The organism is Streptomyces sp. RLA012 (assembly GCF_056270325.1).
Genome location: NZ_JBWDPA010000002.1, coordinates 3,415,453 through 3,440,091, shown reverse-complemented (window position 1 = coordinate 3,440,091; position 24,639 = coordinate 3,415,453). Strand labels below are relative to the sequence as shown.

Here is a 24,639-nt window from a genome sequence, read left to right as displayed (position 1 = left end):
TGTGGCCGACCGTGTCAAACGACACAGCCGGCTCCAATGTCTCTACGACAACTGACTTATGGAACTGTCGACTTGAATGCGGCCGCGGTCGAGCCCCGCGGCCCTGCTACCGCAGGCGCGCCATGAGCGCGTGCTCGACCAGCGTGATCAGCGCACTCTTCGCGTCCGCGCGGTGGCGGGCGTCCGTCGTGATGATCGGGGCGTCCGGGCCGATCTGCAGCGCCTCGCGCACCTCTTCGGGGTTGTAGGGCTGGTGCCCGTCGAAGCCGTTGAGGGCGATGACGAACGGCAGCCCGGAGTTCTCGAAGTAGTCGACCGCGGGGAAACAGTCGGCGAGACGGCGGGTGTCCACCAGGACCACCGCGCCGATGGCGCCGCGGACCAGGTCGTCCCACATGAACCAGAACCGGTCCTGACCCGGCGTACCGAAGAGGTACAGGATGAGGTCCTGGTCCAGGGTGATGCGGCCGAAGTCCATGGCGACGGTGGTCGTCGTCTTGTCTCCGGTGTGCGTGAGGTCGTCGATGCCCGCGGACGCGGACGTCATGACGGCCTCGGTGCGCAGCGGGTTGATCTCCGAGACGGCGCCGACGAACGTGGTCTTGCCCACGCCGAAGCCGCCGGCCACCACGATCTTGGCGGAGGTGGTCGCCCGACCTCCGTCAGAGCTTGCGAAGTCCACTGAGCACCCTTTCGAGCAAAGTCACGTCCGGCGCGCCGCCGTTGTTCTCATCGCCGCCAGGCTGGTGAATGGCGACGAGTCCGGCCTCCGCGAGGTCCGCGACGAGAATCCTGGCCACACCGAGTGGCATGGACAAGAGGGCCGACACCTCGGCCACCGACTTGACCTCACGGCACAGGTGGCAGATCCGCTGGTGCTCGGGAAGCAGCCCCATCAGTTGCGTGGGGTCGGCCGTGGTGCTGATCAGCGCCTCGATGGCGAGTTGGTACCGCGGCCGGGTCCGACCGCCGGTCATCGCGTACGGACGTACCAGCGGCTGGTCGCCCTCGTCCCCGTACGGCTGTGCGTACGGATCATGAGAGGCGGTGGGCGGGGTCATGAATCCTCCGGGCGGGACAGCAGGTCGGTCAGTCGTGCCGTCTGTTGGGGCCGGTGGGGGGATTGTGGCGGCCGGACGGTGATTTTGTGCTGTGGGTAGAACCCAGGGCCGTTAGTGGAGCAGACTTCCTTGTAGTTCGGCGCGCAGGTCGGGCGTGAGTACTGCGCCCGCGCGGTCGACGAGCAGCGCCATCTCGTAGCCGACGAGGCCGATGTCGCACTCCGGGTGGGAGAGGACCGCGAGGGACGAGCCGTCCGAGACGGACATGAGGAAGAGGAAGCCGCGCTCCATCTCCACAACCGTCTGAGCCACCGTGCCGCCCTCGAAGATCCGAGAGGCTCCGGCGGTCAGCGAGGTGAGCCCGGAGGCCACGGCCGCGAGTTGGTCGGCACGGTCGCGGGGGAATCCTTCGGACATGGCCAGAAGGAGCCCATCGGCGGACACGACGACGGTGTGGGACACCCCGGGGGTGTTGTCCACGAAGTTGGTGATCAACCAGTTGAGGTTCTGTGCCGCCTGGCTCATCGGGCTCAACTAACGCTCCTGCTGGTGAGTGGGGGCGGGGAAGCTGCCGGTCTGGCCGGTACCGGCCTGTCGACCCTGCTGAATGCCCCTACGGAGATTGGTCAGCCGACCGCGTACGTCATCAGGCGCACGCGAGACCTGCGGACCAGTTTGGTGCTGTTGCTGCTGTGCCGTGCCCGCGACGAGGTTGGCTCGCGGGACCCGGCGCGGCAGGCCTGAGGTGGTGACCCCGCCCGCCGACGGTTGACGGACGCGTTCTGCCTGCCGGACGAGGTCGTCGTTCGGCGAGGTGCGCCAGTTGGCGGAGGCCGGTGCGGCAGCCGGCCGTTGCTGTGGGGCTGTGGGGGGCTGCGGCGGCGGCTGCTGCTGCTGCGAAGGCTGCGAGCCGTTGGTGCGGGCGCCGTTCTGGACGCCGTTGTGAGCTCCGTTGGAGGAGCCGTTCTGGGAGCCGTTCGCCTGACCGTGGAACCAGTTGGTTTCCAGTGTGTCGTACAGCGGCGTACGGCCGTCACCGGGGCCTGTCGCCGGAGGCAGTGCCTCGGGCTCCTGAGGACGCGCGGGCCGCTGCTGCGGCTGCTCGAACTGGCCGGTGGACGAGGGGTCCTGGCGGTTGCCGTAGCCGGGCGCGGCGAACTGGCCGGTGGACGAGGGGTCCTGGCCGTTGCCGTAACCCGGCCGCGCGAACTGGCCGGTGGAGGAAGGGTCCTGGGAGGCGCCGTAGCCGGGGGCCGCGAACTGGCCCGTGGACGAGGGGTCCTGGGAGGCGCCGTAACCCGGGGTGGCGAACTGGCCCGTGGAGGACGGGTTCTGGGCGGCCGGAGCCGGACCCGAGGAGCCGAACACGTCCGGGCGGACGAACTGACCGGTGTTCTGGCCCGTGTTCTGGCCCGAATTCTGGCCCGTGTGCTGCCCGTTGTACTGCGGCGCGTTCGTACCGGGCCGCGGGGCGTTGAAGTCCGGTCGGGGGAACCCCGAGGTGGCGGCGGGATTCTGGCGGTCGTCGATCCGCGGCATCTCCGAGGTCTCCGCCGGGCCCTGCCGGTCGTCGATCCGGGGCATGCGCGAGGTGGATTCGGGGTCCTCGTGACCGCGCGGGGTGTCGAGAGAGGCACGCGGTACGGACGGCTGTGCGTTGTCGTCGCTCCAGCTCGGCCTGGACTGCTGCGGGCTGCCACCGGGCAGCTCGGCACGCGGGCCACCGCGTCCGGGCAGCTGCGGCCTGCGGCGGCCACCGCCCTTGCCGTTCTTCGGCTGCTGCTGCTGCGGCGGGGGCGTGGCCGCGGGGGTGCCGCTGTCACCGAAGTCGAAGCCCTGGCGAGTACCGGGTGCGTCGCCGAAGCCCTGGGGCGCACCGGTTCCGGCGGCCTGCAGGCCCTGCGGGGCACTCGGCATGCTCTGCCCGAAGGCACCCGCGCCGGCCGGCGCGGGCCTGCCCTGCGGCGGGTAGCCCGAACCCTGCGGTCCGCGCGCGCCGCCGGGTCCACCCGGGCGACCGCCCTGGTTGCTGCCGGGCAGTGCGGCCCGCGGTCCCTGACCGGCGCCGACCTGTCCGCGCTGCGGCGGGGCACCGAGGAGACCGCCACCACCGGCCGGGGCTCCCGCCCCGAGCGGCGCACCGCCACCCTGGCCGCCACCGCGGCGGGCCGCGGCGACACCGGCCGAGGCCTGTGCGGCGGCCGGACCACCGGAGACGGGCGCACCCTGGCCCGGCTTGCCCGGAGCCTTCTTGCCGCCCTGGGCGACATCGACGGGGAGCATGACGAGCGCGGTGGTGCCACCGGAGTCGGACGGACGCAGCTGGATACGGATGCCGTGGCGCTGCGACAGACGGCCGACCACGAACAGACCCATGCGGCGGGAGACCGAGACGTCCACGGTGGGCGGCGACGCGAGCCGCTCGTTGATCGCGGCCAGGTCCTCGGGGGAGAGGCCGATACCGGTGTCGTGGATCTCGATCAGCACCCGGCCGTCGGGCAGCGCGTGACCGGTGACCTTGACCTTGGTCTGCGGGGAGGAGAACGAGGTGGCGTTCTCAAGGAGCTCGGCGAGCAGGTGCACGAGGTCGTTGACGACCCGGCCCGCGACCTGCGTCGTCGGGACAGAGGAGAGCTCGATGCGCTCGTACTGCTCCACCTCGGAGGCGGCGGCGCGGAGCACGTCGACCAGCGGGACCGGGCGGGTCCAGCGGCGGCCGGGCTCTTCACCGGCGAGAACGAGGAGGTTCTCACCGTTACGGCGCATGCGGGTCGCGAGGTGGTCGAGCTTGAACAGGGAGGACAGCTGGTCCGGGTCGGCCTCGCGGGACTCCAGCTCGGAGATGAGCGAGAGCTGACGCTGGATGAGGCCCTGGGAGCGGCGCGAGAGGTTGGTGAACATCGCGTTGACGTTGCCTCGCAGAAGGGCCTGCTCGGCGGCGAGTCGTACGGCCTCGCGGTGCACGTCGTCGAAGGCCGCGGCCACCTGGCCGATCTCGTCCCGGGAGTGCACACCGACGGACTCGACGGAGGTGTCCACGTCCTGCGGGTCGGACTCGGAGAGCTGCTTGACCAGCTCGGGCAGCCGGTCCTGGGCGACCTTGGTCGCGGTGTCCTGCAGCCGGCGCAGCGAGCGGATCATGGAGCGGGCCACCACGAAGGCGCCGACGAGCGAGACGCCGAGGACGAGCAGGATCAGCGCACCGGAGATGATCGCCTCGCGCTGCGACTCGTTCTTCAGCTCGCGGGCCTTCTGCTCCATCTGGTTGAGGAGCGTCAGCTCGATCCTCGACATCTGCTCGATCTTGGCAGTGTCGTCGTCGACCCAGTCCTTGTACGAACGCTTGTCCTGCGTCTGCAGACCGCCCGAGGAGCCGAGCACGCGGTTGGCGTACTCGTCGGCCGCCTGGATGGTCGGGTTGCCCTGGTCGATGGGCCTGGTGAGGTCTTCCGCACCGGACCCGTAGAGAGTCGAGAAGCTCCTGCGCTCCGAGCTCTCGCTGTCCTCGGCCGAGTTCGCGTAGAGCCGGTCGTTGTCGGACAGGGAGCCGAAGGTCGTGTTGCCGTCCGGCAGCGCGGCGGCGATGACGGCCCGCTGGACGGAGGCGTACTCCTTGGCGGAGGAGAAGGCCGCCAGGGCGCGGGTGCGCTGGATCATCTCCGGGTTGCTGGTCGCCTCGGCCATGTCCTGGGAGAGGTTGATCAGCTCGGTGATGAGGCGGTGGTACCCGTCGACCGTCTGCGAGGAGTTCTTGGGGTCGCTGTAGGCGGCGCTGCGGATGGGACTGAGCTTGTTCAGCTCGGTCGCGATCGCCACGAGGCTGTCCCGGACACCGGTGAGCTGTCCGCCAGAGCTGGCGTCGCTGATCTCCTGGCTGCCCTGGAGGAACTGCGTCTTGGCGATGTCCGTCGCGTCGCGGACTCCCTTGACCGTGTAGTCGGTGGGCCTCGCGCCGTGCGCGAGCGGGCCGGCCGACTGGTCGCGCTCCTTCTGGAGCGCGGCGGCGAGCTCGGTCGCCTGCTTGGTCATGTCGGTCAGCAGCTTCATGTTGTCGAGCTGCTGGATGTCGTCCATGGACTGGTTGATGCGCAGGCCGCCCAGAGTGGTCGCGGCGACCACGGGCAGCGCGAGCAGCGAGACCAGACGCGTGGAGATGCGCCAGTTGCGCAGAGCTAGTCGGGAGCCGGGGCCGGTGGGGCCCTTCGGCTTCGCGGGTGGGGTGTCGGGAGCCGTCGCGCCGGAGCGCGCGGAGCGCTCACCGCCGCCGCCGAGCTCTGATTGTCCCGGGTTCTGGGCGTGCTGGGGCGAGGAACCGCGGTCGGTCCCGCCGTGCGGCTCCGGCTCCGCCGAAGCGCTGCCATCCCTCTTGAAACGTCCCTGCACTAGCGTCGCAACCTCTGGACCAGGCGCCCCTCCGCGAAAACGGCGAGACGGTGTCGGCGTCGTTCAGGGGCACAGATGCGCCCCCCGGTGTGGTCGTGAATGACCGGCGCTGCTCCCCCTTCCGCCGCCACGCGGCGCTGAGTCGCGCCCCCTGTGCGCCGGTTGGATCCCGCGGCGGTCCGTGGAATTCCAGCACAGTGCAGGATCTCCAACAAGGCCCGTGTACCAGGCTGTGACCACCGTGACAGCTTGTGAGTGGCGCGTTACGAGACGTAGAAAGTGCACTCGTACATAAAGGGCGTATGCCTACGAGCTAGGGGTGCACAGGGGGTGTCCCAGTCGCGATGATCAGGAGCGGAATGTTCGGTTCAGTGGAGCAATGTCCGTTTCGCCAGGGCGGGTTGGCGGCCTGAATTGACCGGTTTGCCTGCTAGTAAGTGAGGAAACTCACACGGCGATCATGGGGTCCTCACGGCTTCGGCCGGGAATTGCATGTTTAGCCTGAGGCTTTACAGGGATGGCAAATCCGACAACCCGTGCCGACGCGGGGGCCCTTGAGCCCACCCGGCGCCCGTGATGACGAGGTCGAGTACAACAGTGAAGACGACGATGATGTTCCGCAACATAGCCAACCCGCGACGCACCACGCTGGCGCACCTCGAGGACGCCGACGCGCTGCAGACGGCGGAGCAGCCGGAGCACTCGGTCGATCTCCCCACCCAGACCGCCAATCCCCGCCGGACCATCCTGATGGAAGCCCCGGTCGCGGCCTCCGCCGCCGAGTAGTACGCGCGCCGACCGCCGCGCACTCACCGCGCACTCACCGCGCCGACGCATATACGCGAAGCCCGCACCCCTCCCCGCGTTAGCCTGGAGCGTCAGACTTCAGCCAGCTCAGTGAGGGGCGCAAGGATCCCGTGCGCATCGCCAGGTTCTCCATCGACGGCAACGTCGCTTTCGGCGTGGTCGAGGGCGACAAGCCGGACGAGCTCGTCCTCGACATCATCAGGGGCATCCCGTTCGCGGACTTCGAGCTCTCCGGTACGAAGGTCCCGCTGAGCAAGGTGCGGCTGCTGCCGCCGGTGCTCCCGAACAAGGTCGTGGCCTTCGGCCGCAACTACGCGGAACACGCCAAGGAGCTCGGCAACGAGGTGCCCGACGCCCCGTTCGCCTTCTTTAAGCCGTCGACCTCGGTGATCGGCCCCGGCGACGAGATCCAGTACCCGTCCTTCTCCAGCGAGCTGCACCACGAGGCCGAGCTCGCCGTGGTCATCGGCCGGATGTGCCGCGAGGTCCCGCGCGAGCGTGTCAAGGACGTCATCCTCGGCTACACCTGTGCCAACGACGTCACCGCGCGTGACGTCCAGAAGCGCGAGAAGCAGTGGGCCCGGGCCAAGGGCTTCGACAGCTCCTGCCCGCTCGGCCCCTGGGTGGAGACGGACCTCGACCCGAGCGACCTCACCATCCAGCTCACCGTCAACGGGCAGCAGCGCCAGCTCGGCCGTACGAGCGAGATGATCCACTCCATCGAGGATCTGATCGTGAACATCACCGAGGCCATGACGCTGCTCCCCGGCGACGTGATCCTCACCGGCACCCCGGCTGGGGTCGGCCCCCTGAACGTCGGCGACGAGGTCGCCGTCACCATCGAAGGCATCGGCACTCTCACCAACAAGGTGATCAAGCGTGGCTAACGCGAACTCCCCCAAGTCCTCGACTCCGCTCGGACAGGGGGTGCCCCCACGCGTACGTTTCTGTCCGTCCCCGACCGGCAACCCCCATGTGGGCCTGGTCCGCACCGCCCTGTTCAACTGGGCGTTCGCCCGGCACAACAAAGGCACTCTGGTCTTCCGCATCGAGGACACCGACGCGGCCCGCGACTCCGAGGAGTCGTACGACCAGCTGCTCGACTCGATGCGCTGGCTGGGCTTCGACTGGGACGAGGGCCCCGAGATCGGCGGCCCGCACGCGCCGTACCGCCAGTCGCAGCGGATGGACATCTACAAGGACGTCGCCCAGAAGCTGCTGGACGCCGGCCACGCGTACCACTGCTACTGCTCGACCGAGGAGCTGGACGCCCGCCGCGAGGCCGCCCGCGCCGCCGGCAAGCCCTCCGGCTACGACGGCCACTGCCGCGACCTCACCGATGAGCAGAAGGCCGCCTACGAGGCCGAGGGCCGCACGCCCATCGTCCGCTTCCGGATGCCCGACGAGACGATCACCTTCACGGACCTGGTCCGCGGCGAGATCACGTACCTCCCGGAGAACGTCCCGGACTACGGCATCGTCCGGGCGAACGGCGCACCGCTCTACACCCTGGTCAACCCGGTCGACGACGCCCTGATGGAGATCACCCACGTCCTGCGCGGCGAGGACCTGCTCTCCTCCACCCCACGGCAGATCGCCCTCTACAAGGCGCTGACCGAGCTGGGCATCGCCAAGGAGACCCCCGCCTTCGGCCACCTGCCGTACGTCATGGGCGAGGGCAACAAGAAGCTCTCCAAGCGCGACCCGGAGTCCTCGCTCAACCTCTACAGGGAGCGCGGTTTCCTCCCCGAGGGCCTGCTGAACTACCTCTCCCTGCTCGGCTGGTCGCTCTCGGCGGACCGCGACATCTTCACCGTCGACGAGATGGTCGCCGCCTTCGAGGTCACGGACGTGAACCCGAACCCGGCCCGCTTCGACCTGAAGAAGTGCGAGGCGATCAACGCCGACCACATCCGCCTGCTCGACGTGAAGGACTTCACCGAGCGCTGCGCCCCCTGGCTGCGGGCCCCGTTCGCCCCCTGGGCGCCGGAGGACTTCGACGAGGCGAAGTGGCAGGCGATCGCCCCGCACGCGCAGTCCCGTATGAAGGTCCTCTCCGAGATCACGGACAACGTCGACTTCCTGTTCCTGCCGGAGCCGGCCGTCGACGAGGCGTCCTGGACGAAGGCCATGAAGGAGGGCTCGGACGCCCTGCTGCGCACGGCCCGCGAGAAGCTGGACGGCGCCGACTGGTCCTCGGCCGAGGCACTCAAGGAGGCCGTCCTGGCCGCCGGCGAGGAGCACGGTCTCAAGCTGGGCAAGGCCCAGGCCCCGGTCCGCGTCGCCGTCACCGGCCGCACGGTCGGCCTGCCGCTCTTCGAGTCCCTGCAGATCCTGGGCAAGGAGAAGACCCTCGCCCGCGTCGACGCGGCGCTGGCGAAGCTGTAACCGTACGACGGTTCGACGAAGGGGGCGGTGTCCGGTTCGGGCGCCGCCCCCTTCACGTATGGCGAGCCGTCGCCCGGAGTTCATTCTTCCCCTCAAGTTCCGCTCCCCGGGCGGACGTTGGATATTCCCAGTGCACATGATGTACGTGTGCACCCTGCTACAGGGGGAGGGGAACGTGACCCGTACGCGAAGACTCGTCGGAGCGGCACTCGGCGCAGCCGTGGCTCTGGTCTGCGCCACGCTGAGCACACCCGCACTGACCACGCCCGCGCAGGCCGCGCCCGCCGTGGACGTGCCGGTCGGCACGGTCCGGCTGGGCTTGGAGAAGCCGACCAGGATCGGATACCGGTGGTCCGGGGCCTCCGGATTCCAGTACGCCGTCAACGGCACCACGGCCACCGAGTGGGTCGACTTCCCGGGCGTCGTCCCGCCCGGCGACGCGGGCCCGGACGACCTGGCCACCGGCACCGACGTGGTCAGCACCAGGAGCGGCACCCTCGTCTCGCAGCTGCACCGCTCCACGGGCGTCACCGCCACCGTCACGATCCCCGGCGGCCAGACCTACAAGGCCGTCTCGGGCTGGAGCGTGCTGACCCAGGACACCGCCGGCGCCCTGCACGTGCTGCGCGCGGGCGCCACGCCCACGGACCGCACCGTCACCGGGCTCCCCGCGGGCGCCCAGCCCACCGCCTACGTCACCGGCGGCTCGGTCCGCCGGCTCGCGGTCGTCTACACACTCGACGGCACGACCTCCGTGGGACTGGCCGACCTCGCAGACGGCACCTTCCGTACCTACCTCACGGCCTCGGAGAGCAGCCCGACGGTCCGCTTCAACGACCGCTGGCTCGTCGCCGGCTACCAGGCGATCCGGACCGACGCCGAGCCTGGCACCGCACCCAGCCAACTCCCGTCCCTCGCAGCCGAGTTCGAGGCGGTCGTCGGCGATGGGCTGCTCATCGGCAACCCCACCTTCGTCGTCGGCGGCACCAAGCCCGCGCTGACCGCACGCTCCCTCGTCACCGGTGCGACCTCCACGGTCCTCAGCGACTCGTACGGCGACTTCGCACCCACCCCGGACGGCGGCGCGCTCGCCACCGCCGGAGCCTCCGCCCTGGACTGGAACGTCCACCGGATCACGCCCACCGAGGACGGCGGAACCGCGACCCAGAAGGTGGCCGCGATCCCCGCCACGGCGATCGCGGTGGACGGGCTGGCCCTCGCGGGCGGCGAGTTGTTCCTGTACGGCACCACCCCGGGCGCCTCCTACCGGTACAGCAGCTTCCAGCTGGACGCCACGGGCCGCCCCACCGGCGCCCAGACGCCCCGCAGCACGGCCCTGAGCGGGTCGACCTGCCTGTCCGGCGACGCCTCCTGCCCCCAGCTGGAGGCACTCGGCGACGGCCGGGTCGCGTATCTGTGGACCAGCGCGGCCGGCCAGGAATCCGTACTCGCCGTCGGCCTCGACACGACCACCATCCTGAACGGGCCCACCGGCGACTCCGGCGGCCGCATCGCCAGTGGCACCGGCCGCTTCGTGCTCTACAACGGCGGCAGCGCGGGCGTCCAGAAGGTCGCCGACTTCCCGCGCGGCGCCACCGGCGGCACCATCGCCCTCAGCCGAACCCGCACCGCCGCGGCCGTCTGGGGCCAGATCCTGTGGACCCCGGGCAGCACCCAGGGCTCCGTCGTCAGCTACAACCTCAAGACCAAGCAGACCGTCGCCACGCTCGCCACCGGCGCCCCCTGCACCCCCATCGACATCCAGGCCGTCAACACCTGGCTGTACTGGACCTGCGGCTCCGCCGGCCCCGCGGGCGTCTACGACCGGCTGACCGCCCGCTCCATCCCGGTGCCGTCCGACCAGGCCCCGGCCCGGCTCGCCGACGGCTATCTGCTGCGCGAGAACCGCACCACCCACGAGCTGCTGCTCACCGACTTCCACACCGGTACGGCGTCCACCCGGACCGTGGCCGTACTGCCCGCGACGGACCAGAACACCGGCGGCAGCAACGGCCGCTGGGCCGTCGACCGCTTCGGAGGCCACATCGCCTACCTCACCGGCACCCGCGGCCAGGTGGCGATCGTCTCCAGCGGGGTCCCCACGTCGTCGCTCGCACAGATCGAGGCGCAGACCGACGGGGCCGCCGGCCCCACCACCCTGAGCCCCTGGCAGCCCGTCTGGCAGCTCAACAAGCCCTCGACCTGGACGCTGACCCTGAGCAACGGCGCCGGAACGGTGGTCCGCACGCTCACCGGCGCCTCCACGGCCGCCGCCGTGCGCGCCTCCTGGAACGGCCAGTGGGACAACGGCAACCGGGTCGCCGGCACCTACACCTGGAAACTCACCGCCGCACCGCGCGACGGGCAGGGTCCCGACCTCGCCCTGACCGGCACGACAAGCGTCAACTGACCGACGCGGGGAACGCACTCCGGGTTACGGTCGAACCATGACCATCAGGGCCGTGATCTGGGACGTGGACGACACTCTCTTCGACTACACCACCGCGGACCGTGCCGGAATGCGCGGCCACCTGGCGGCCGAGGGCCTGCTCGACGGACACGCCTCCGTCGAGCAGGCCCTCGCGCGCTGGCGGGAGATCACCGACCGGCAGTGGGCGCGCTTCGCGGCGGGGGAGACCGACTTCGAGGGACAGCGCCGCGACCGGGTGCGGGTCTTCCTCGGCGAGGAACTGACCGATGCCGGGGCCGACGCGTGGTTCGAGCGCTACCTCGCGCACTACGAGGCCGCCTGGGCTCTCTTCCCGGACGTCCTGCCCGCCCTGGACGCCCTCGCCGCCAGCCATCGGCACGCGGTGCTGTCCAACTCCAGCCTCGTCGTCCAGGACCGCAAGCTGCGTGTCCTCGGGGTGCGCGAGCGCTTCGAGGCCGTGCTGTGCGCCGCCGAACTCGGCGTCTCCAAGCCGGCCGCCCAGGCCTTCCACACGGCCTGCGCGGCCCTGGAACTCGTCCCGCACCAGGTCGCGTACGTCGGTGACCACCCGGAGATCGACGGGCGGGGGGCCGCCGACGCCGGTCTGTTGTCGGTGTGGATCGATCGCGACGGCGCCTTTGACGGTGGGGGCGACGGTGGGGGCGACGGTGAGGACGGCGGAGATCCCCACGGTGAGGCCGACGGCGACCGCGTCCCCGTCGGCCCGCGCCGGATCGCCTCGCTGGCCGAACTCCCCGCGCTCCTCCGCGCCGATACCCGTTTTGGAGCGCCGTCCACCTTCAGGTAATGTTCTTCCTGCGCCGCCGGAGAGCGGGCCGAAAGGCCGGGAACCGGAGGCGCAAGCTAAAACAAGATCCCTACAGGGGATTGTGTTTCAGTGGCCTATGGTGTAATTGGCAGCACGACGGTTTCTGGTTCCGTTAGTCTAGGTTCGAGTCCTGGTAGGCCAGCTCGCAGAGCTCATCTGCACACGCGGAGATCGATTCCGCAACGCCCCCGTTGTGTAGCGGCCTAGCACGCTGCCCTCTCAAGGCAGTAGCGCCGGTTCGAATCCGGTCGGGGGTACAGATCCTTCTCGGGAAGGCAGTCAGGGTCGCACCCGCTGCCTCTCATGCAGGATCGCCAGGGCCCCCGTTGTGTAGCGGCCTAGCACGCCGCCCTCTCAAGGCGGTAGCGCCGGTTCGAATCCGGTCGGGGGTACTAGGTGGTGTAGACCACTTTTGGGCTATGGTGTAATTGGCAACACGACGGTTTCTGGTTCCGTTGTTCTAGGTTCGAGTCCTGGTAGCCCAGCTGGATCAGTTGAGATCCTTGCCCCCGTTGTGTAGCGGCCTAGCACGCCGCCCTCTCAAGGCGGTAGCGCCGGTTCGAATCCGGTCGGGGGTACGTGAGTCCGATGGGCCTCCACTTCGGTGGGGGCCCATCGGCGTTTCCGGAGCCCGCCGCTCCCGCGGGTCCCGGAGCGGCGGTCCCGGGGTCGGCGGTCCCGGATGTCGTACGGATCACTCGATGCCGTAGCGACGCGCGGACTCCTCCTCCTGGGCCAGCCGGTGCAGCGCCTTGAGGACCGGCTCGAAGAGAACCGCCGCCGCGACCGCGGTCTCGACCTTCTCCTCCTCCGAGGGATGCTGCTCCAGGAAGTCCAGGTCATGGACGGCCGCCTGGCGCATCAACTGCGCGTACGGCGCCATGTGTTCGGCGTCCCAGGCGTAGCCGAGCCCGATCAGTGTGGCCACCGCCGACACCAGGGAGCGGTGCACGGGGGAGATGGTGCTCAGCTCCCGGGCGGTCTCCCAGCCGAGCGACTCCAGGAGCCGGTCCACCTCGTGGCGCGCGGACCGGACGGCCGGGTCCTGCTCGTCCGGCTCGGGCTCCTGCGGCAGCGCCCACAGGGCCGCGCCCAGCCGGATCGTCCGGCCCAGGGACTCGTCGTCGACATGCCCGAGGATCTCCCTGGCCGTGGCCACGGGCACCCGGCCCGCCTGGATCAGTGCCCGCACCAGCCGCAGCCGGCGCAGATGGCTCTCGTCGTACTCGGCCGTCGTCGCGCTGATCCGGCGGCCCGGGGCCAACAGCCCTTCGCGCAGGTAGTACTTGATCGTCGCGGTCGGCACTCCGCTCCGCTCGCTCAACTTCGACAGCCGCATCCCTTGCGCCTTTCCTTGGGTGGCGCCACTATCCAAGCATGGAGTTATCGGATAGTGCCGCTAGCCAACAAGGGGAGACGAGTATGCCGGGAAAGTCCATCGCCGCAGGCCGTACCACCGCGGCAGCCGAGGGGGACGTGGTCGTCCTGCTGATCGGCATGCGCGTCAACCACTTCTGGGCGGTCCACCAGTGGGTTCCGGTGCTCTTCGCCATGCGGCGCATGCTGCAGGGCCTGGACAAGGACGCCGGCCGGGGCCTGCTCGGCCGCATTCTGCTGACGGCGTCCCCGCGGACGTACTACGTCGTCCAGTACTGGGAGTCCAAGGAGAAGCTCTACGCCTACGCGTCGGCGCCCGACATGTTCCACCATCAGGCGTGGGGGATCATCAACCGCAAGGAGCGGGCGGGGAAGGTGCGGCAGCACGTGGGGCTCTGGCACGAGACGTATGTCGTGCCGGAGGGGTCGTACGAGTCGATCTACACGGACATGCCGCCCTTCGGGCTCGCGGCCGCGCACGGGGTGTTGCCCGTGGAGAAGCGGGGGCGGCGGGCGGCGGACCGGCTCGCTCATCGGTCGCCCCGGGCGGGGACGGGAACCGGGGGAGTGGCGGGTTGACAAGGCTGTGCGGGCCGTCCGTGGCGGGTCGCACAGTTCCCCGCGCCCCTGTGGGGCACGACGGTTGATCCGGCTGTGCCGGTTGTTCCTGGTTGCCCGCGCAGTTCCTCGTGCCCCTCGCGGGGGTGGGGCGGTGTCCCGGGGGTGAGCCTGCCGCGGCGTTGAGGCCGGCTCGTCCCGGTGACGTACCCGGAGCGTGGGTCAGCCCGTGCGGCGGAGGGCCTCGGAGAGGCGGGCGGCGGAGTCGATGACCGCCTGGGCGTGCATACGGCCGGGGTGGCGGGTCAGGCGCTCGATCGGTCCGGAGACCGAGACGGCGGCGACCACGCGGTTCGAGGGTCCGCGCACCGGCGCGGAGACCGACGCGACGCCCGGCTCACGCTCGCCGATCGACTGGGCCCAGCCCCTGCGCCGTACGCCCGAGAGCGCCGTGGCGGTGAAGCGGGCGCCCTGGAGACCGCGGTGCAGGCGCTCCGGCTCCTCCCAGGCCATCAGGATCTGCGCGGACGAGCCCGCCTTCATGGTGAGCGTCGAGCCGACCGGGACCGTGTCCCGCAGGCCGGACAGGCGCTCGGCCGCGGCGACGCAGATGCGCATGTCGCCCTGGCGGCGGTAGAGCTGCGCGCTCTCGCCCGTGACGTCGCGCAGGTGCGTGAGCACCGGGCCGGCCGTCGCGAGGAGACGGTCCTCGCCCGCGGCCGCGGCCAGCTCGGCGAGGCGGGGGCCGAGAATGAAACGGCCCTGCATGTCGCGCGCCACCATGCGGTGGTGTTCCAGCGCCACGGCGAGACGATGTGCCGTGGGTCGTGCCAGTCCGGTCGCCGCGACCAGTCCCGCGAGGGTGGCCGGACCGGACTCCAGAGCGCTCAGGACAAGGGCTGCCTTGTCCAGGACGCCGACGCCGCTACTGTTGTCCATGCAACGATACTCGCGTCTCACTCTGTGAAACGCAAGTTCAATTTTCGGTGGAACGCGCCACCCTGGTAGACACAGCGGCCCGCGGACCAACGGGCCCGGCGGAGGGCGTCCGGACGAGGGGTACGGACGCCGCCGCCCCGGAAATCTCTAGTTGGGCCGGCGCCACACAGGCCGGCCGGAGGGAAAGCGATGGGTAGGACACTCGCGGAGAAGGTCTGGGACGACCACGTCGTCCGGCGCGCCGAGGGCGAGCCCGACCTCCTCTTCATCGATCTGCACCTGCTGCACGAGGTGACCAGCCCGCAGGCCTTCGACGGTCTGCGTCAGGCGGGCCGCCCGGTGCGCCGCCTCGACCTCACCATCGCCACCGAGGATCACAACACCCCGACCCTCGACATCGACAAGCCCATCGCGGATCCGGTCTCCCGGGCCCAGCTGGAGACCCTGCGCAAGAACTGCGCCGACTTCGGTGTACGGCTGCACTCGCTGGGTGACGTCGAGCAGGGCGTCGTCCACGTGGTGGGACCGCAGCTGGGCCTGACCCAGCCCGGCACCACCGTGGTCTGCGGCGACTCCCACACCTCCACGCACGGCGCCTTCGGCGCGCTGGCCTTCGGCATCGGCACCTCGCAGGTCGAGCATGTGCTGGCCACCCAGACGCTGCCGCTGGCCCGCCCCAAGACCATGGCCATCACGATCGACGGCGAGCTGCCCGAGGGCGTCACCGCCAAGGACCTGATCCTGGCGATCATCGCCAGGATCGGCACCGGCGGCGGCCAGGGCTACATCCTGGAGTACCGCGGCTCCGCCATCGAGAAGCTCTCGATGGAAGCCCGGATGACCATCTGCAACATGTCGATCGAGGCCGGCGCCCGCGCGGGCATGATCGCCCCCGACGAGACCACCTTCGCGTACCTCAAGGGCCGCGCCCACGCCCCCGAGGGCGAGGACTGGGACGCCGCGGTGGAGTACTGGAAGACACTGAGGACGGACGAGGACGCGGTCTTCGACGCCGAGGTCGTCATCGACGGCCCGGCGCTGGCGCCGTTCGTCACCTGGGGCACCAACCCGGGCCAGGGTGCGCCGCTTTCGGCGTCCGTCCCCGACCCGGCTTCGTACGAAGACGCTTCGGAGCGCATGGCCGCCGAAAGGGCCCTGGAATACATGGGGTTGACCGCCGGACAGCCGCTGCGCGACATCAAGGTCGACACCGTCTTCGTAGGTTCGTGCACCAACGGCCGCATCGAGGACCTGCGCGCCGCCGCCGCGATCGTCGGGGGCCGCAAAGTCGCCGACGGCGTACGGATGCTGGTGGTCCCCGGCTCCGCGCGGGTCGGTCTGCAGGCCGTCTCCGAGGGCCTGGACGTGGTCTTCAAGGAGGCCGGCGCCGAATGGCGGCACGCGGGCTGCTCGATGTGTCTGGGCATGAACCCCGACCAGCTGGCCCCCGGTGAGCGCTCCGCGTCCACCTCGAACCGCAACTTCGAGGGCAGGCAGGGCAAGGGCGGCCGTACGCACCTGGTGTCGCCGCAGGTCGCCGCCGCCACCGCCGTACTCGGTCACCTGGCCTCCCCGGCCGATCTCGCCGACTCGTCTGCCGCCCGCACGCCCGCTGGAGTCTGAGAAGTCATGGAAGCATTCATCACGCACACCGGCCGGGCCGTTCCGCTGCGCCGCAGCAACGTCGACACCGACCAGATCATCCCCGCCCACTGGCTCAAGAAGGTGACCAGGGACGGATTCGAGGACGGGCTGTTCGAGGCCTGGCGCAAGGACTCGTCCTTCATCCTCAACCAGCCCGAGCGCGAGGGCGCCACGGTCCTGGTCGCGGGCCCCGACTTCGGCACCGGCTCCTCGCGCGAGCACGCCGTCTGGGCGCTGCAGAACTACGGCTTCAAGGCCGTCATCTCGTCCCGGTTCGCGGACATCTTCCGTGGTAACTCGCTCAAGAACGGCCTGCTCACGGTGGTTCTGGAGCAGAAGACCGTGGAAACGCTGCAGGAGCTGGCGGAGAAGGACCCGCAGGTCGAGATCACGGTCGACCTGGAGGCCCGCGAGGTGCGCGCCGAGGGCATCACCGCCGCCTTCGAGCTCGACGAGAACGCCCGCTGGCGGCTGCTGAACGGCCTGGACGACATCTCCATCACCCTCCAGAACGAGGGCGACATCGCGGAGTACGAGGCCAAGCGGCCGTCGCACAAGCCGAAGACGCTTCAGGTCTGACGCCCGGGCCGCCACGCGGCCGAGGCACGGCTGATTTCAGCCATCGCAACACCCCTCTGTACCCCCAATCGTGGACGGTTGGGGGTACAGCTGTATCTGCCTTCAGAGGCCCCCGGCGAGCCCCTCCGAAGGGCTCCAACTCCCCTTGTTACAAAGGAGATTGCCTGGGTACGCGCATCTTGGAGGCGCGGCGCTCCGAGGCGCCCAGGACCCCCTCCAGGGACGGCAGTTACCCCCTGCGCAGGCGACAACTCGCCCCAGATGGCACAATCTGTGCATGGAACACGACGGCCAACTCCAGCTCTATGCGGCAGTCGCGGCCCAACTGAAGGAAGCGCACACAAGAGTGCGCGCACTGCAAGTCCCGGAGGGCGTACGGATGGCGCTGACCCGGAAGCTGCTGGTCATTACGGCCGTGGCCAAGCACGATCTCGCCGACGCGACAAGGCGGCTGGAGCGGTTCACCACCGACCTCGACGAGGGTCGATTCCTCGAAGGGGAGCGCTGAGGAACTCCGCTGCAGCCCGAGTTCGTTGCGGCACAAGGGTGATTAGCCCGTTTCGTGTTTGATTTGCGGTATATATCTGCCTAACGTGCGAAAAGGCTTGAACGCATTCGTTCGGGCAATGTCTCCGAAGGGGAAGACGTGAACAAGGCGCAGCTCGTAGAAGCGATTGCCGACAAGGTCGGCGGGCGTCAGCAGGCCGCCGACGCGGTCGACGCCGTACTGGACGCGATCGTCCGTGCAGTCGTCGGCGGGGACCGGGTCTCGGTCACCGGCTTCGGTTCCTTCGAGAAGGTCGACCGTCCGGCTCGCTACGCGCGCAACCCGCAGACGGGTGAGCGTGTTCGGGTCAAGAAGACGTCCGTCCCGCGCTTCCGTGCGGGTCAGGGCTTCAAGGACCTGGTGAGCGGCTCGAAGAAGCTCCCGCGCGGTGGCGAGGTCGCGGTCAAGAAGGCGCCCAAGGGCAGCCTGACCGGCGGTGCCTCGGCGACGGTCAAGAAGGCCGCGGCCAAGAAGACCACCGCCGCGAAGAAGGCGACGGCCAAGACCGCCACCGCCGCGAAGAAGACGGTCGCGAAGAAGACCACCGTCGCGGCGAAGAAGACCACGGCGAAGAAGACGACCGCCAAGAAGACCACGGCGACCGCCAAGAAGACGGCGGCGAAGAAGACCACCGCCAAGAAGGCGACGGCCAAGAAGGCCCCGGCCAAGAAGGCGACCGCCAAGAAGGCCCCGGCCAAGAAGTCGACGGCTCGCAAGATCACCGCCAAGAAGACCACCGCCCGCTAGAGGGCAGGGGCGCAGGGCAACTCACGCGCCGGGCCGGGCTCCCTCGGGGAGCCCGGCCCGCGGCGTGTCCGGACCGGTCTCAGAAGGTCGTCTGCCCGGACCCGTATCAGAAGGTCTGCAGCGTCACCAGGGTGATCCGACGGGCGTCGCCCTCGCCCTCGGTCTCGATGCGCACACGCTGCCCGGGGCGCAGCAGTCGCAGCCCGCCGGCGTCGAACGCCGGTCCGTCGAAGGGCACGGGCGTGCCGTCGTCGAGCAGCACCTGGCCACTACGGGTCTCGGGGTCGTACGTGTACGCGGTCGCCTGCATGGGGGCAGCCTACTTACCCCGGGTGCGTCGGGCGCGGCTTTCAGGGGTGCGGGGCCGTGACATCGTGCGGCTCCGCCGCGTGGGCGCGACCGGCCGCGGGCGGCCCGCGGCTTCCGCCCCGCGCGTCGCCGCTCTCTACTGCCCCGGAATCAGCAACCGGGCCGCCACGGCCGCCGTGCGGGGCCCCACCCCCAGTGCCAGCGCCGCCCGCAGATCGGCCCCCGTGTCCACGTCCTGCCGTACGGAATCCACGGATGTCAGGCAGAGTTCCACCGCTCCCGAGGCCCGATGCCGGGCCCGGGAATCAGCGCCGAAAGAGGGCAGCAATTCCTGCCCCGGCGCGGCGGCCAGCAGAGTGGTGCCGATTGCGGCCGCATCGGAGAGGAAAGCGCGCGGGAATTCGGTGGCCGCGTCGAGTGTCCGGGCCAATTCCAGGGGGCGCAACGCGGGCAGATCGGCGTTCAGGGCAGCCACAGCGCATTCGGGACGCCGGGAGCGCACAACAGCCGCCCCGTGTGCCAGCGCGGCGTTCAGGCCGCCCCCCGGCTCGTCCGGAACGATCCGGGCCCCCAGCGCGGCGAGCTCCCGTCCGGCCAGCGCGTCGTCCGTGACTACCGCCACATCACCGACCGCCGCGCAGGCCAGCGCCGCCGCCACGGTGTCCTGGGCGAAGGCGAGGGCGAGGCCGGGGCGCACTCCGTCGGCGGCGGTGTCCGACAGCCTGCTCTTGGCCCGCGCCAGGGCTTTGAGAGGGATGACCAAGGTCCACTGCACGAGCACTCCGTTCCTGCCTTGTCGCGCCCATTGTGACCCGGCAGCTCTGGCGGTCCGGATGTCGGGGCGTACGGTGTTCTCGACAGACCGGCGGCCTGGGGCGACACTTGTGCGGCCCCCCAGGCCCTAAGAGGAAGGTGTCCGCGTGCCCCGCCGCAGAATCGGCTTCTGGTACCGCTTCGCAGCGGTCCTCTGCAAACCGCCACTGGTGGTTCTGATCAAGCGGGACTGGCGCGGAATGGAGAACATTCCGATCGAGGGCGGGTTTATCACCGCGGTGAACCACAATTCGCATGTGGACCCGTTCGCGTATGCCCACTATCAGTACAACACCGGGCGTGTTCCGCGATTCCTGGCGAAGGCCGGGCTTTTCAAGAAGGGATTCGTGGGGGCCGCGATGCGCGGCACCGGACAGATCCCCGTCTATCGCGAGAGCACCGACGCGCTGAGCGCCTTCCGCGCCGCGATCGACGCCGTGGAGCGCGGCGAGTGTGTCGCCTTCTACCCCGAGGGCACCCTCACCCGCGACCCCGACGGCTGGCCGATGACCGGCAAGACCGGCGCCGCCCGGGTCGCCCTGCAGACCAAGTGCCCGGTGATTCCGGTCGCCCAGTGGGGTGCCAACGAACTGCTGCCGCCGTACGTCAAGAAGCCCAACCTCCTTCCGCGCAAGACCCACCATGTCCTCGCGGGCCCCCCGGTGGACCTGTCGCGCTTCTACGACAGGGAGATGAGCCCGGACCTCCTGAGGGAGGCCACCGAGGTCATCATGGCCGCGATCACCGTGCAGCTGGAGCAGATCCGCGGCGAGAAGGCCCCCGAGAAGCCCTACGACCCGCGCCAGGTACGGATCGAACAGCGTCGGCGCACCGTGGCCCAGGAGAGGGCACAGGAGAAGGCGCAGGAGACCGCTCCGGGGAGGGCCCGGGCGCAGTCGCGGATGCCGCAGCGAACGGCACAGGCACAGCAGGAAGAGGGGCAGAGCACGTGAGCAAGCCGGTCAGGGCGGCCGTCTTCGGGACCGGATCGTGGGGTACGGCCTTCGGCGTGGTGCTCGCCGACGCGGGGTGCGAGGTCACCCTGTGGGCGCGGCGCGCCGAACTCGCGGAAGCGGTCAACTCCACGCGTACGAACCCGGACTACCTGCCGGGCGTCGAACTCCCCGAGAACCTGCGTGCCACCACGGACGCCGCCGAGGCCGCGCGCGACGCCGACTTCACCGTGCTCGCCGTCCCCTCGCAGACGCTGCGCGAGAACCTCGCCGCCTGGACGCCCCTGCTCGCGCCCGACACCGTCCTCGTCTCCCTCATGAAGGGCGTCGAACTCGGCTCCGCGATGCGGATGAGCGAGGTGATCGAGGACGTCGCCAAGGTCGGCGCCGACCGCGTCGCCGTGGTCACCGGCCCCAATCTCGCCCGCGAGATCGCCGCCCGCATGCCGGCCGCCGCCGTGGTCGCCTGCACCTCCGAAGCGGTCGCCCAGCGTCTCCAGGCCGCCTGCCACACGCCGTACTTCCGCCCGTACACCAACACCGACGTGGTGGGCTGCGAACTCGGCGGCGCGGTCAAGAACGTGATCGGTCTCGCCGTGGGCATCGCGGACGGCATGGGCCTGGGCGACAACGCCAAGGGCTCGCTCATCACGCGCGGGCTCGCCGAGACCACCCGCCTCGGTCTCGCCATGGGCGCCGACCCGCTGACCTTCTCCGGGCTCGCGGGCCTGGGCGACCTGGTGGCCACCTGCTCCTCGCCGCTCTCGCGCAACCACACCTTCGGTACCAACCTCGGCCGGGGCATGACCCTTCAGGAGACCATCGCGGTCACCAAGCAGACCGCCGAGGGCGTCAAGTCCTGCGAATCCGTGCTGGATCTGGCCCGCCGGCACGGTGTCGACATGCCCATCACCGAAACGGTCGTCGGCATCGTCCACGAGGGCAAGCCGCCGGTCGTCGCGCTCAAGGAGCTGATGGCGCGCAGCGCGAAGCCCGAGCGCCGCTGAACCGTCGCCCACCACCGGGTGGACGACGCTCCGCAACGGCACGCACGACGCTGAGCGACCACCCGCGCGACGTTGGACAACGCCCGCCGCGGGGCGCTGACTCAGCGCAGTGCCAACGGGTACTCTCGACGCGATATGAGCACTGAGAACCTCCCCCAGAGCCCTGAGCAGCCGCCTCGCAAGCCGCGTGTTGCCGTCGTCTTCGGCGGCCGCAGCTCCGAACACGGGATCTCCGTGGTCACGGCCGGCGCCGTTCTGCGCGCCGTCGACCGGACGAAGTACGACGTCCTGCCGATCGGCATCACCCGGGAGGGCCGTTGGGCGCTCACCGCCGACGAACCGGACCGGATGGCCATCGTCGACCGGCGCCAGCCGAGCGTGGAGCAGCTCGCCGAGTCGAGCGAGGGCGGCGTGCTCCTCCCCGTGGACCCGGCCAACCGTGAGGTCGTCTACAGCGAGCCCGGATCGGTCCCCAAGGCCCTGGGCGAGGTCGACGTCGTCTTCCCCGTGCTGCACGGTCCGTACGGCGAGGACGGCACCCTCCAGGGCCTCCTGGAGCTCTCCGGAGTCCCGTACGTCGGTGCGGGCGTGCTCGCCTCGGCCGTCGGCCAGGACAAGGAGTACATGAAGCGGGTGTTCACCTCCTTCGGGCTGCGCGTCGGCCCGTACGTGGTGATCCGGCCCCGCGAGTGGGAGCGCGACGAGTCCGCCGCCCGCAAGAAGATCATCGACTTCGCGGGTGAGCACGGCTGGCCGCTGTTCATCAAGCCCGCGCGCGCGGGGTCCTCGATCGGCATCACCAAGGTCGACTCCCTCGAAGGCCTCGACGAGGCGATCGAGGAGGCCCAGCGCCACGACCCGAAGATCATCGTGGAGGCGCTGCTGAGCGGCCGCGAGATCGAGTGCGGGGTGCTGGAGTTCGAGGACGGTCCGCGCGCCAGCGTGCCCGCCGAGATCCCGCCCGTGCAGTCGCACGCGTACTACGACTTCGAGGCGAAGTACATCGACTCGGCGCCCGGCCTGGTGCCCGCCCCGCTGACGCCCGAACAGACCGCCGAGGTCCAGCGGCTCGCGGTGGACGCGTTCGAGGCGGCCTCCTGCGAGGGCCTGGTGCGCGCGGACTTCTTCCTCACCGAGGACGGCGAGTTCGTGATCAACGAGATCAACACCATGCCGGGCTTCACGCCCATCTCCATGTACCCGCAGATGTGGGAGGCGAGCGGCGTGGCCTACCCGGAGCTGGTGGACCGCCTGATCCAGGCGGCGCTGCGCCGCTCGACGGGGCTCCGCTAGACCCGGGACACGCGCTCACGGGCGAACGCGTGCACGTCAGTCGGCGATCCCTTCGGGGATCGCCTTCTTGATGGGCGCGGCCAGATCGACGAGCGCGTCCGACCCGTTCCGCCGGACCCACTTCTCGGGCAGGCTGACCTCGACGTACGCGCGGCGCAGGCTCGTGGTGAAGCGGTACGACCCGTCGTCCTGTTTCTCCATGAGCCAGCCGACGCCGTTCACCTCGCCGCTGAGTGCGTGCTCGTCGCTCATCCTCGCGGGCCGTTCGACACCGCAGCGCAGTATGATCGCCGGGCTTCCCCAGCCCGCGGTCAGCGCGGACCGGGGCTCGGGATCGTTCCGGTCGAGGCCGTCCATCTCCTTCGGCAGCACCTTGTCCAGGTTCTGACACAGCCCGGTGGCCTTCGCGTTCGGGCTGGGAACCACGGCCGATCCTCCGTCGTCTGCGGAGGAGCAGCCCGTGGCGGCGATCAACAGGGCGAGAACGGGCAGCCCGAAGAGAGCGGTGTGCCGGTGACGGGAAAGCTTCACCGGCCCAGGGTAGACGGGGGCTAGAGGTGCACCACCGGGCAGGTCAGGGTGCGGGTGATGCCGTCCACTTGCTGGATTTTCGCGACCACCATGCGGCCGAGTTCATCGACCGTGTCAGCCTGGGCACGCACGATCACGTCGTACGGTCCTGTCACGTCCTCGGCCTGGATCACCCCCGGGATCTTGCTGATCGTTTCGGCGACGGTCGACGATTTGCCGACCTCCGTCTGGATCAGGATGTACGCCTGTACCACGGAACCTCCAGGGCGGCCACGAGGATCATGTGGGGAAAAGGAACGCCACGGTATCGCGTCGCCGCTCGCCACGGGGAGACCCGCGGTGGCTGGGGCTTGCGCGCCGGGGTGCACGGACTGCACAAGTTGACGGTCAACTCGACCGTACCGAGTACAGAGACGGCTCGCTACCGGGCACGGGTAGCGGCAGAGGGAGCAGTACGATCATGAAGGGCACCGTGGGCGAGTTGGGGGAGTTCGGGCTCATCAAGGAGCTCACTTCGCGTCTCACCACCACCCCGGCGGTCCGGGTCGGCCCCGGCGACGACGCCGCGGTGGTCGCAGCGCCCGACCGCAGGGTGGTGGCGAGCACCGACATCCTTCTGGAGGGGCGGCACTTCCGCCGCGACTGGTCCACGGCGTACGACGTCGGACGCAAGGCGGCCGCGCAGAACCTCGCGGACATCGCCGCGATGGGCGCCGTACCGACCGCGCTGCTGCTCGGCCTGGTCGTCCCGGCCGAACTCCCGGCCACCTGGCCCTCCGAGATGATGGACGGGCTGCGCGACGAGTGCCAGGTCGCGGGTGCGGCGGTGGTCGGCGGCGATGTCGTGCGCGGTGACACCATCATGATCTCTATCACCGCGCTCGGCGATCTGCGCAACCACGAGCCGGTGACCCGGGGTGGCGCCCAGCCCGGTGACCTGGTCGCCGTGACGGGCTGGCTGGGCTGGTCCGCGGCCGGGCACGCGGTGCTCTCCCGCGGCTTCCGCTCGCCGCGCGCCTTCGTCGAGGCCCACCGGCGCCCCGAACCGCCGTACCACGCGGGCCCGGCGGCCGCCGGGCTCGGCGCGACCGCGATGTGCGACGTGAGCGACGGACTGATCGCCGACCTGGGGCACATCGCCGAGGCGAGCAAGGTCAGGATCGACATCCGCTCGGGCGCGATCGACATCCCCTCCCAGATGAACGACATCGGACAGGCCGTCGGTGTGGACCCCATCCAGTGGGTGCTCACCGGCGGCGAGGACCACGCGATCGTGGCGACCTTCCCGCCGGACGTGAAGCTGCCGGCGCGCTGGAAGGTGATCGGCGAGGTGCTCAACCCCTCGGCGCTGCCCCAGGTCACGGTGGACGGCGCCCCGTGGACCAGCAAGGGCGGCTGGGACCACTTCGGCGACATCGAGTCGTAGGCCCCCTCCGCGACACC

General features: G+C 70.2%; 24 protein-coding genes and 5 tRNA genes. 19 read left to right on the top strand and 10 right to left on the bottom strand.

Annotated features, from left to right (window positions below):
• Positions 1-106: 106 nt before the first annotated feature.
• The 4 genes from RV986_RS15565 to RV986_RS15550 all read right to left on the bottom strand — a co-directional run bounded on the left by RV986_RS15565 (position 107) and on the right by RV986_RS15550 (position 5,444).
• Complete coding sequence (locus tag RV986_RS15565; protein WP_028802395.1) at positions 107-682, bottom strand: GTP-binding protein; 576 nt, start codon at positions 680-682, stop codon at positions 107-109.
• Positions 663-1,061, bottom strand: a complete 399-nt coding sequence (locus tag RV986_RS15560; RefSeq protein ID WP_266430999.1) for a DUF742 domain-containing protein — start codon at positions 1,059-1,061, stop codon at positions 663-665. Before RV986_RS15560 ends, RV986_RS15565 begins: the two co-directional genes overlap by 20 nt.
• Positions 1,062-1,172: 111 nt before the next feature.
• A complete protein-coding gene (locus tag RV986_RS15555) occupies positions 1,173-1,586 on the bottom strand; it encodes a roadblock/LC7 domain-containing protein (RefSeq protein WP_010984127.1) in 414 nt (137 codons plus the stop codon).
• 9 nt (positions 1,587-1,595) lie between these two features.
• The gene (locus RV986_RS15550) at positions 1,596-5,444 is read right to left on the bottom strand and encodes a sensor histidine kinase (RefSeq protein WP_475917975.1); all 3,849 of its coding nucleotides are present in this window, start codon (positions 5,442-5,444) and stop codon (positions 1,596-1,598) included.
• Between the two features lie 597 nt (positions 5,445-6,041).
• Between RV986_RS15550 and RV986_RS15545 the strand changes: the two genes are divergently transcribed.
• The 10 genes from RV986_RS15545 (at position 6,042) to RV986_RS15500 (ending at position 12,477) form a co-directional block, all read left to right on the top strand.
• Complete coding sequence (locus RV986_RS15545; protein ID WP_475917974.1) at positions 6,042-6,230, top strand: hypothetical protein; 189 nt, start codon at positions 6,042-6,044, stop codon at positions 6,228-6,230.
• A 131-nt stretch (positions 6,231-6,361) separates the two neighbouring features.
• Positions 6,362-7,138, top strand: coding sequence for a fumarylacetoacetate hydrolase family protein (locus tag RV986_RS15540; protein ID WP_475917973.1), 777 nt, complete (start codon positions 6,362-6,364; stop codon positions 7,136-7,138).
• Positions 7,131-8,639 carry a glutamate--tRNA ligase gene (gene gltX, locus RV986_RS15535; RefSeq protein WP_475917972.1) on the top strand — a complete coding sequence of 503 codons (1,509 nt, stop codon included), beginning with the start codon at positions 7,131-7,133 and terminating at the stop codon, positions 8,637-8,639. The genes RV986_RS15540 and gltX overlap by 8 nt, the downstream gene beginning before the upstream one ends.
• A 175-nt stretch (positions 8,640-8,814) precedes the next feature.
• Positions 8,815-11,049 (top strand): hypothetical protein, encoded by a 2,235-nt coding sequence (locus tag RV986_RS15530; RefSeq protein WP_475917971.1) that lies wholly within the window; start codon positions 8,815-8,817, stop codon positions 11,047-11,049.
• A 37-nt stretch (positions 11,050-11,086) separates the two neighbouring features.
• Positions 11,087-11,878 carry an HAD family hydrolase gene (locus RV986_RS15525; RefSeq protein WP_475917970.1) on the top strand — a complete coding sequence of 264 codons (792 nt, stop codon included), beginning with the start codon at positions 11,087-11,089 and terminating at the stop codon, positions 11,876-11,878.
• Between the two features lie 91 nt (positions 11,879-11,969).
• Positions 11,970-12,041: transfer RNA gene (locus RV986_RS15520), tRNA-Gln, on the top strand.
• Between the two features lie 42 nt (positions 12,042-12,083).
• Positions 12,084-12,156 (top strand) — tRNA-Glu (locus tag RV986_RS15515).
• A gap of 62 nt (positions 12,157-12,218) precedes the next feature.
• Positions 12,219-12,291, top strand: a tRNA-Glu gene (locus tag RV986_RS15510).
• A 21-nt stretch (positions 12,292-12,312) separates the two neighbouring features.
• Positions 12,313-12,384 (top strand) — tRNA-Gln (locus tag RV986_RS15505).
• Between the two features lie 20 nt (positions 12,385-12,404).
• Positions 12,405-12,477, top strand: a tRNA-Glu gene (locus tag RV986_RS15500).
• Between the two features lie 116 nt (positions 12,478-12,593).
• Here the strand turns inward: RV986_RS15500 and RV986_RS15495 are convergent.
• Positions 12,594-13,238, bottom strand: a complete 645-nt coding sequence (locus RV986_RS15495; RefSeq protein ID WP_475917969.1) for a MerR family transcriptional regulator — start codon at positions 13,236-13,238, stop codon at positions 12,594-12,596.
• A gap of 83 nt (positions 13,239-13,321) precedes the next feature.
• On the opposite strand from RV986_RS15495, the gene RV986_RS15490 reads away from it, so the two are divergent.
• Positions 13,322-13,855 (top strand): DUF4188 domain-containing protein, encoded by a 534-nt coding sequence (locus RV986_RS15490; protein ID WP_475917968.1) that lies wholly within the window; start codon positions 13,322-13,324, stop codon positions 13,853-13,855.
• Between the two features lie 201 nt (positions 13,856-14,056).
• Here RV986_RS15490 and ndgR read toward each other — a convergent pair whose 3' ends face one another.
• Positions 14,057-14,773: an IclR family transcriptional regulator NdgR gene (gene ndgR, locus RV986_RS15485; RefSeq protein WP_075031172.1), complete on the bottom strand. Its 717-nt coding sequence runs from the start codon at positions 14,771-14,773 to the stop codon at positions 14,057-14,059.
• 189 nt (positions 14,774-14,962) lie between these two features.
• Between ndgR and leuC the strand changes: the two genes are divergently transcribed.
• From leuC to RV986_RS15465, 4 genes are all read left to right on the top strand, one after another.
• The gene (gene leuC, locus RV986_RS15480; protein ID WP_475917967.1) at positions 14,963-16,396 is read left to right on the top strand and encodes a 3-isopropylmalate dehydratase large subunit; all 1,434 of its coding nucleotides are present in this window, start codon (positions 14,963-14,965) and stop codon (positions 16,394-16,396) included.
• Positions 16,397-16,402: 6 nt separating this feature from the next.
• Positions 16,403-16,996: a 3-isopropylmalate dehydratase small subunit gene (gene leuD, locus RV986_RS15475; RefSeq protein ID WP_475917966.1), complete on the top strand. Its 594-nt coding sequence runs from the start codon at positions 16,403-16,405 to the stop codon at positions 16,994-16,996.
• 277 nt (positions 16,997-17,273) lie between these two features.
• Complete coding sequence (locus tag RV986_RS15470) at positions 17,274-17,504, top strand: SCO5555 family protein (protein WP_475917965.1); 231 nt, start codon at positions 17,274-17,276, stop codon at positions 17,502-17,504.
• A gap of 138 nt (positions 17,505-17,642) precedes the next feature.
• Positions 17,643-18,290, top strand: a complete 648-nt coding sequence (locus RV986_RS15465; RefSeq protein WP_475917964.1) for an HU family DNA-binding protein — start codon at positions 17,643-17,645, stop codon at positions 18,288-18,290.
• 106 nt (positions 18,291-18,396) lie between these two features.
• On the opposite strand, the gene RV986_RS15460 is transcribed toward RV986_RS15465, so the two are convergent.
• Both RV986_RS15460 and cofC read right to left on the bottom strand, forming a co-directional pair.
• The gene (locus tag RV986_RS15460) at positions 18,397-18,600 is read right to left on the bottom strand and encodes a hypothetical protein (protein ID WP_475917963.1); all 204 of its coding nucleotides are present in this window, start codon (positions 18,598-18,600) and stop codon (positions 18,397-18,399) included.
• 135 nt (positions 18,601-18,735) lie between these two features.
• Positions 18,736-19,374: a 2-phospho-L-lactate guanylyltransferase gene (cofC, locus tag RV986_RS15455; RefSeq protein ID WP_475917962.1), complete on the bottom strand. Its 639-nt coding sequence runs from the start codon at positions 19,372-19,374 to the stop codon at positions 18,736-18,738.
• A 145-nt stretch (positions 19,375-19,519) separates the two neighbouring features.
• Here cofC and RV986_RS15450 point away from each other — a divergent pair, with 145 nt between their 5' ends.
• From RV986_RS15450 to RV986_RS15440, 3 genes are all read left to right on the top strand, one after another.
• Positions 19,520-20,365, top strand: coding sequence for a lysophospholipid acyltransferase family protein (locus RV986_RS15450; RefSeq protein ID WP_475917961.1), 846 nt, complete (start codon positions 19,520-19,522; stop codon positions 20,363-20,365).
• Positions 20,362-21,372, top strand: coding sequence for an NAD(P)H-dependent glycerol-3-phosphate dehydrogenase (locus RV986_RS15445; protein WP_475917960.1), 1,011 nt, complete (start codon positions 20,362-20,364; stop codon positions 21,370-21,372). Before RV986_RS15450 ends, RV986_RS15445 begins: the two co-directional genes overlap by 4 nt.
• Before the next feature lie 135 nt (positions 21,373-21,507).
• Positions 21,508-22,665 carry a D-alanine--D-alanine ligase family protein gene (locus tag RV986_RS15440; RefSeq protein WP_475917959.1) on the top strand — a complete coding sequence of 386 codons (1,158 nt, stop codon included), beginning with the start codon at positions 21,508-21,510 and terminating at the stop codon, positions 22,663-22,665.
• Positions 22,666-22,701: 36 nt separating this feature from the next.
• Here the strand turns inward: RV986_RS15440 and RV986_RS15435 are convergent, their stop codons facing one another.
• Positions 22,702-23,196, bottom strand: a complete 495-nt coding sequence (locus RV986_RS15435; protein ID WP_475917958.1) for a DUF3515 domain-containing protein — start codon at positions 23,194-23,196, stop codon at positions 22,702-22,704.
• A gap of 20 nt (positions 23,197-23,216) precedes the next feature.
• Complete coding sequence (locus RV986_RS15430; RefSeq protein WP_475917957.1) at positions 23,217-23,450, bottom strand: Lrp/AsnC family transcriptional regulator; 234 nt, start codon at positions 23,448-23,450, stop codon at positions 23,217-23,219.
• A gap of 206 nt (positions 23,451-23,656) precedes the next feature.
• On the opposite strand from RV986_RS15430, the gene RV986_RS15425 reads away from it, so the two are divergent.
• The gene (locus RV986_RS15425) at positions 23,657-24,622 is read left to right on the top strand and encodes a thiamine-phosphate kinase (protein ID WP_475917956.1); all 966 of its coding nucleotides are present in this window, start codon (positions 23,657-23,659) and stop codon (positions 24,620-24,622) included.
• Positions 24,623-24,639: the final 17 nt, after the last annotated feature.

Excerpts from the sequence above, each read along its gene's own strand:
- RV986_RS15560 (WP_266430999.1), bottom strand. The coding sequence starts at position 1,061 with ATGACCCCGCCCACCGCCTCTCATGATCCGTACGCACAGCCGTACGGG.
- RV986_RS15555 (WP_010984127.1), bottom strand. The coding sequence starts at position 1,586 with ATGAGCCAGGCGGCACAGAACCTCAACTGGTTGATCACCAACTTCGTG.
- RV986_RS15525 (WP_475917970.1), top strand. The coding sequence starts at position 11,087 with ATGACCATCAGGGCCGTGATCTGGGACGTGGACGACACTCTCTTCGAC.
- RV986_RS15495 (WP_475917969.1), bottom strand. The coding sequence starts at position 13,238 with ATGCGGCTGTCGAAGTTGAGCGAGCGGAGCGGAGTGCCGACCGCGACG.
- RV986_RS15490 (WP_475917968.1), top strand. The coding sequence starts at position 13,322 with ATGCCGGGAAAGTCCATCGCCGCAGGCCGTACCACCGCGGCAGCCGAG.
- ndgR (WP_075031172.1), bottom strand. The coding sequence starts at position 14,773 with ATGGACAACAGTAGCGGCGTCGGCGTCCTGGACAAGGCAGCCCTTGTC.
- leuC (WP_475917967.1), top strand. The coding sequence starts at position 14,963 with ATGGGTAGGACACTCGCGGAGAAGGTCTGGGACGACCACGTCGTCCGG.
- leuD (WP_475917966.1), top strand. The coding sequence starts at position 16,403 with ATGGAAGCATTCATCACGCACACCGGCCGGGCCGTTCCGCTGCGCCGC.
- RV986_RS15470 (WP_475917965.1), top strand. The coding sequence starts at position 17,274 with ATGGAACACGACGGCCAACTCCAGCTCTATGCGGCAGTCGCGGCCCAA.
- RV986_RS15460 (WP_475917963.1), bottom strand. The coding sequence starts at position 18,600 with ATGCAGGCGACCGCGTACACGTACGACCCCGAGACCCGTAGTGGCCAG.
- RV986_RS15440 (WP_475917959.1), top strand. The coding sequence starts at position 21,508 with ATGAGCACTGAGAACCTCCCCCAGAGCCCTGAGCAGCCGCCTCGCAAG.
- RV986_RS15425 (WP_475917956.1), top strand. The coding sequence starts at position 23,657 with ATGAAGGGCACCGTGGGCGAGTTGGGGGAGTTCGGGCTCATCAAGGAG.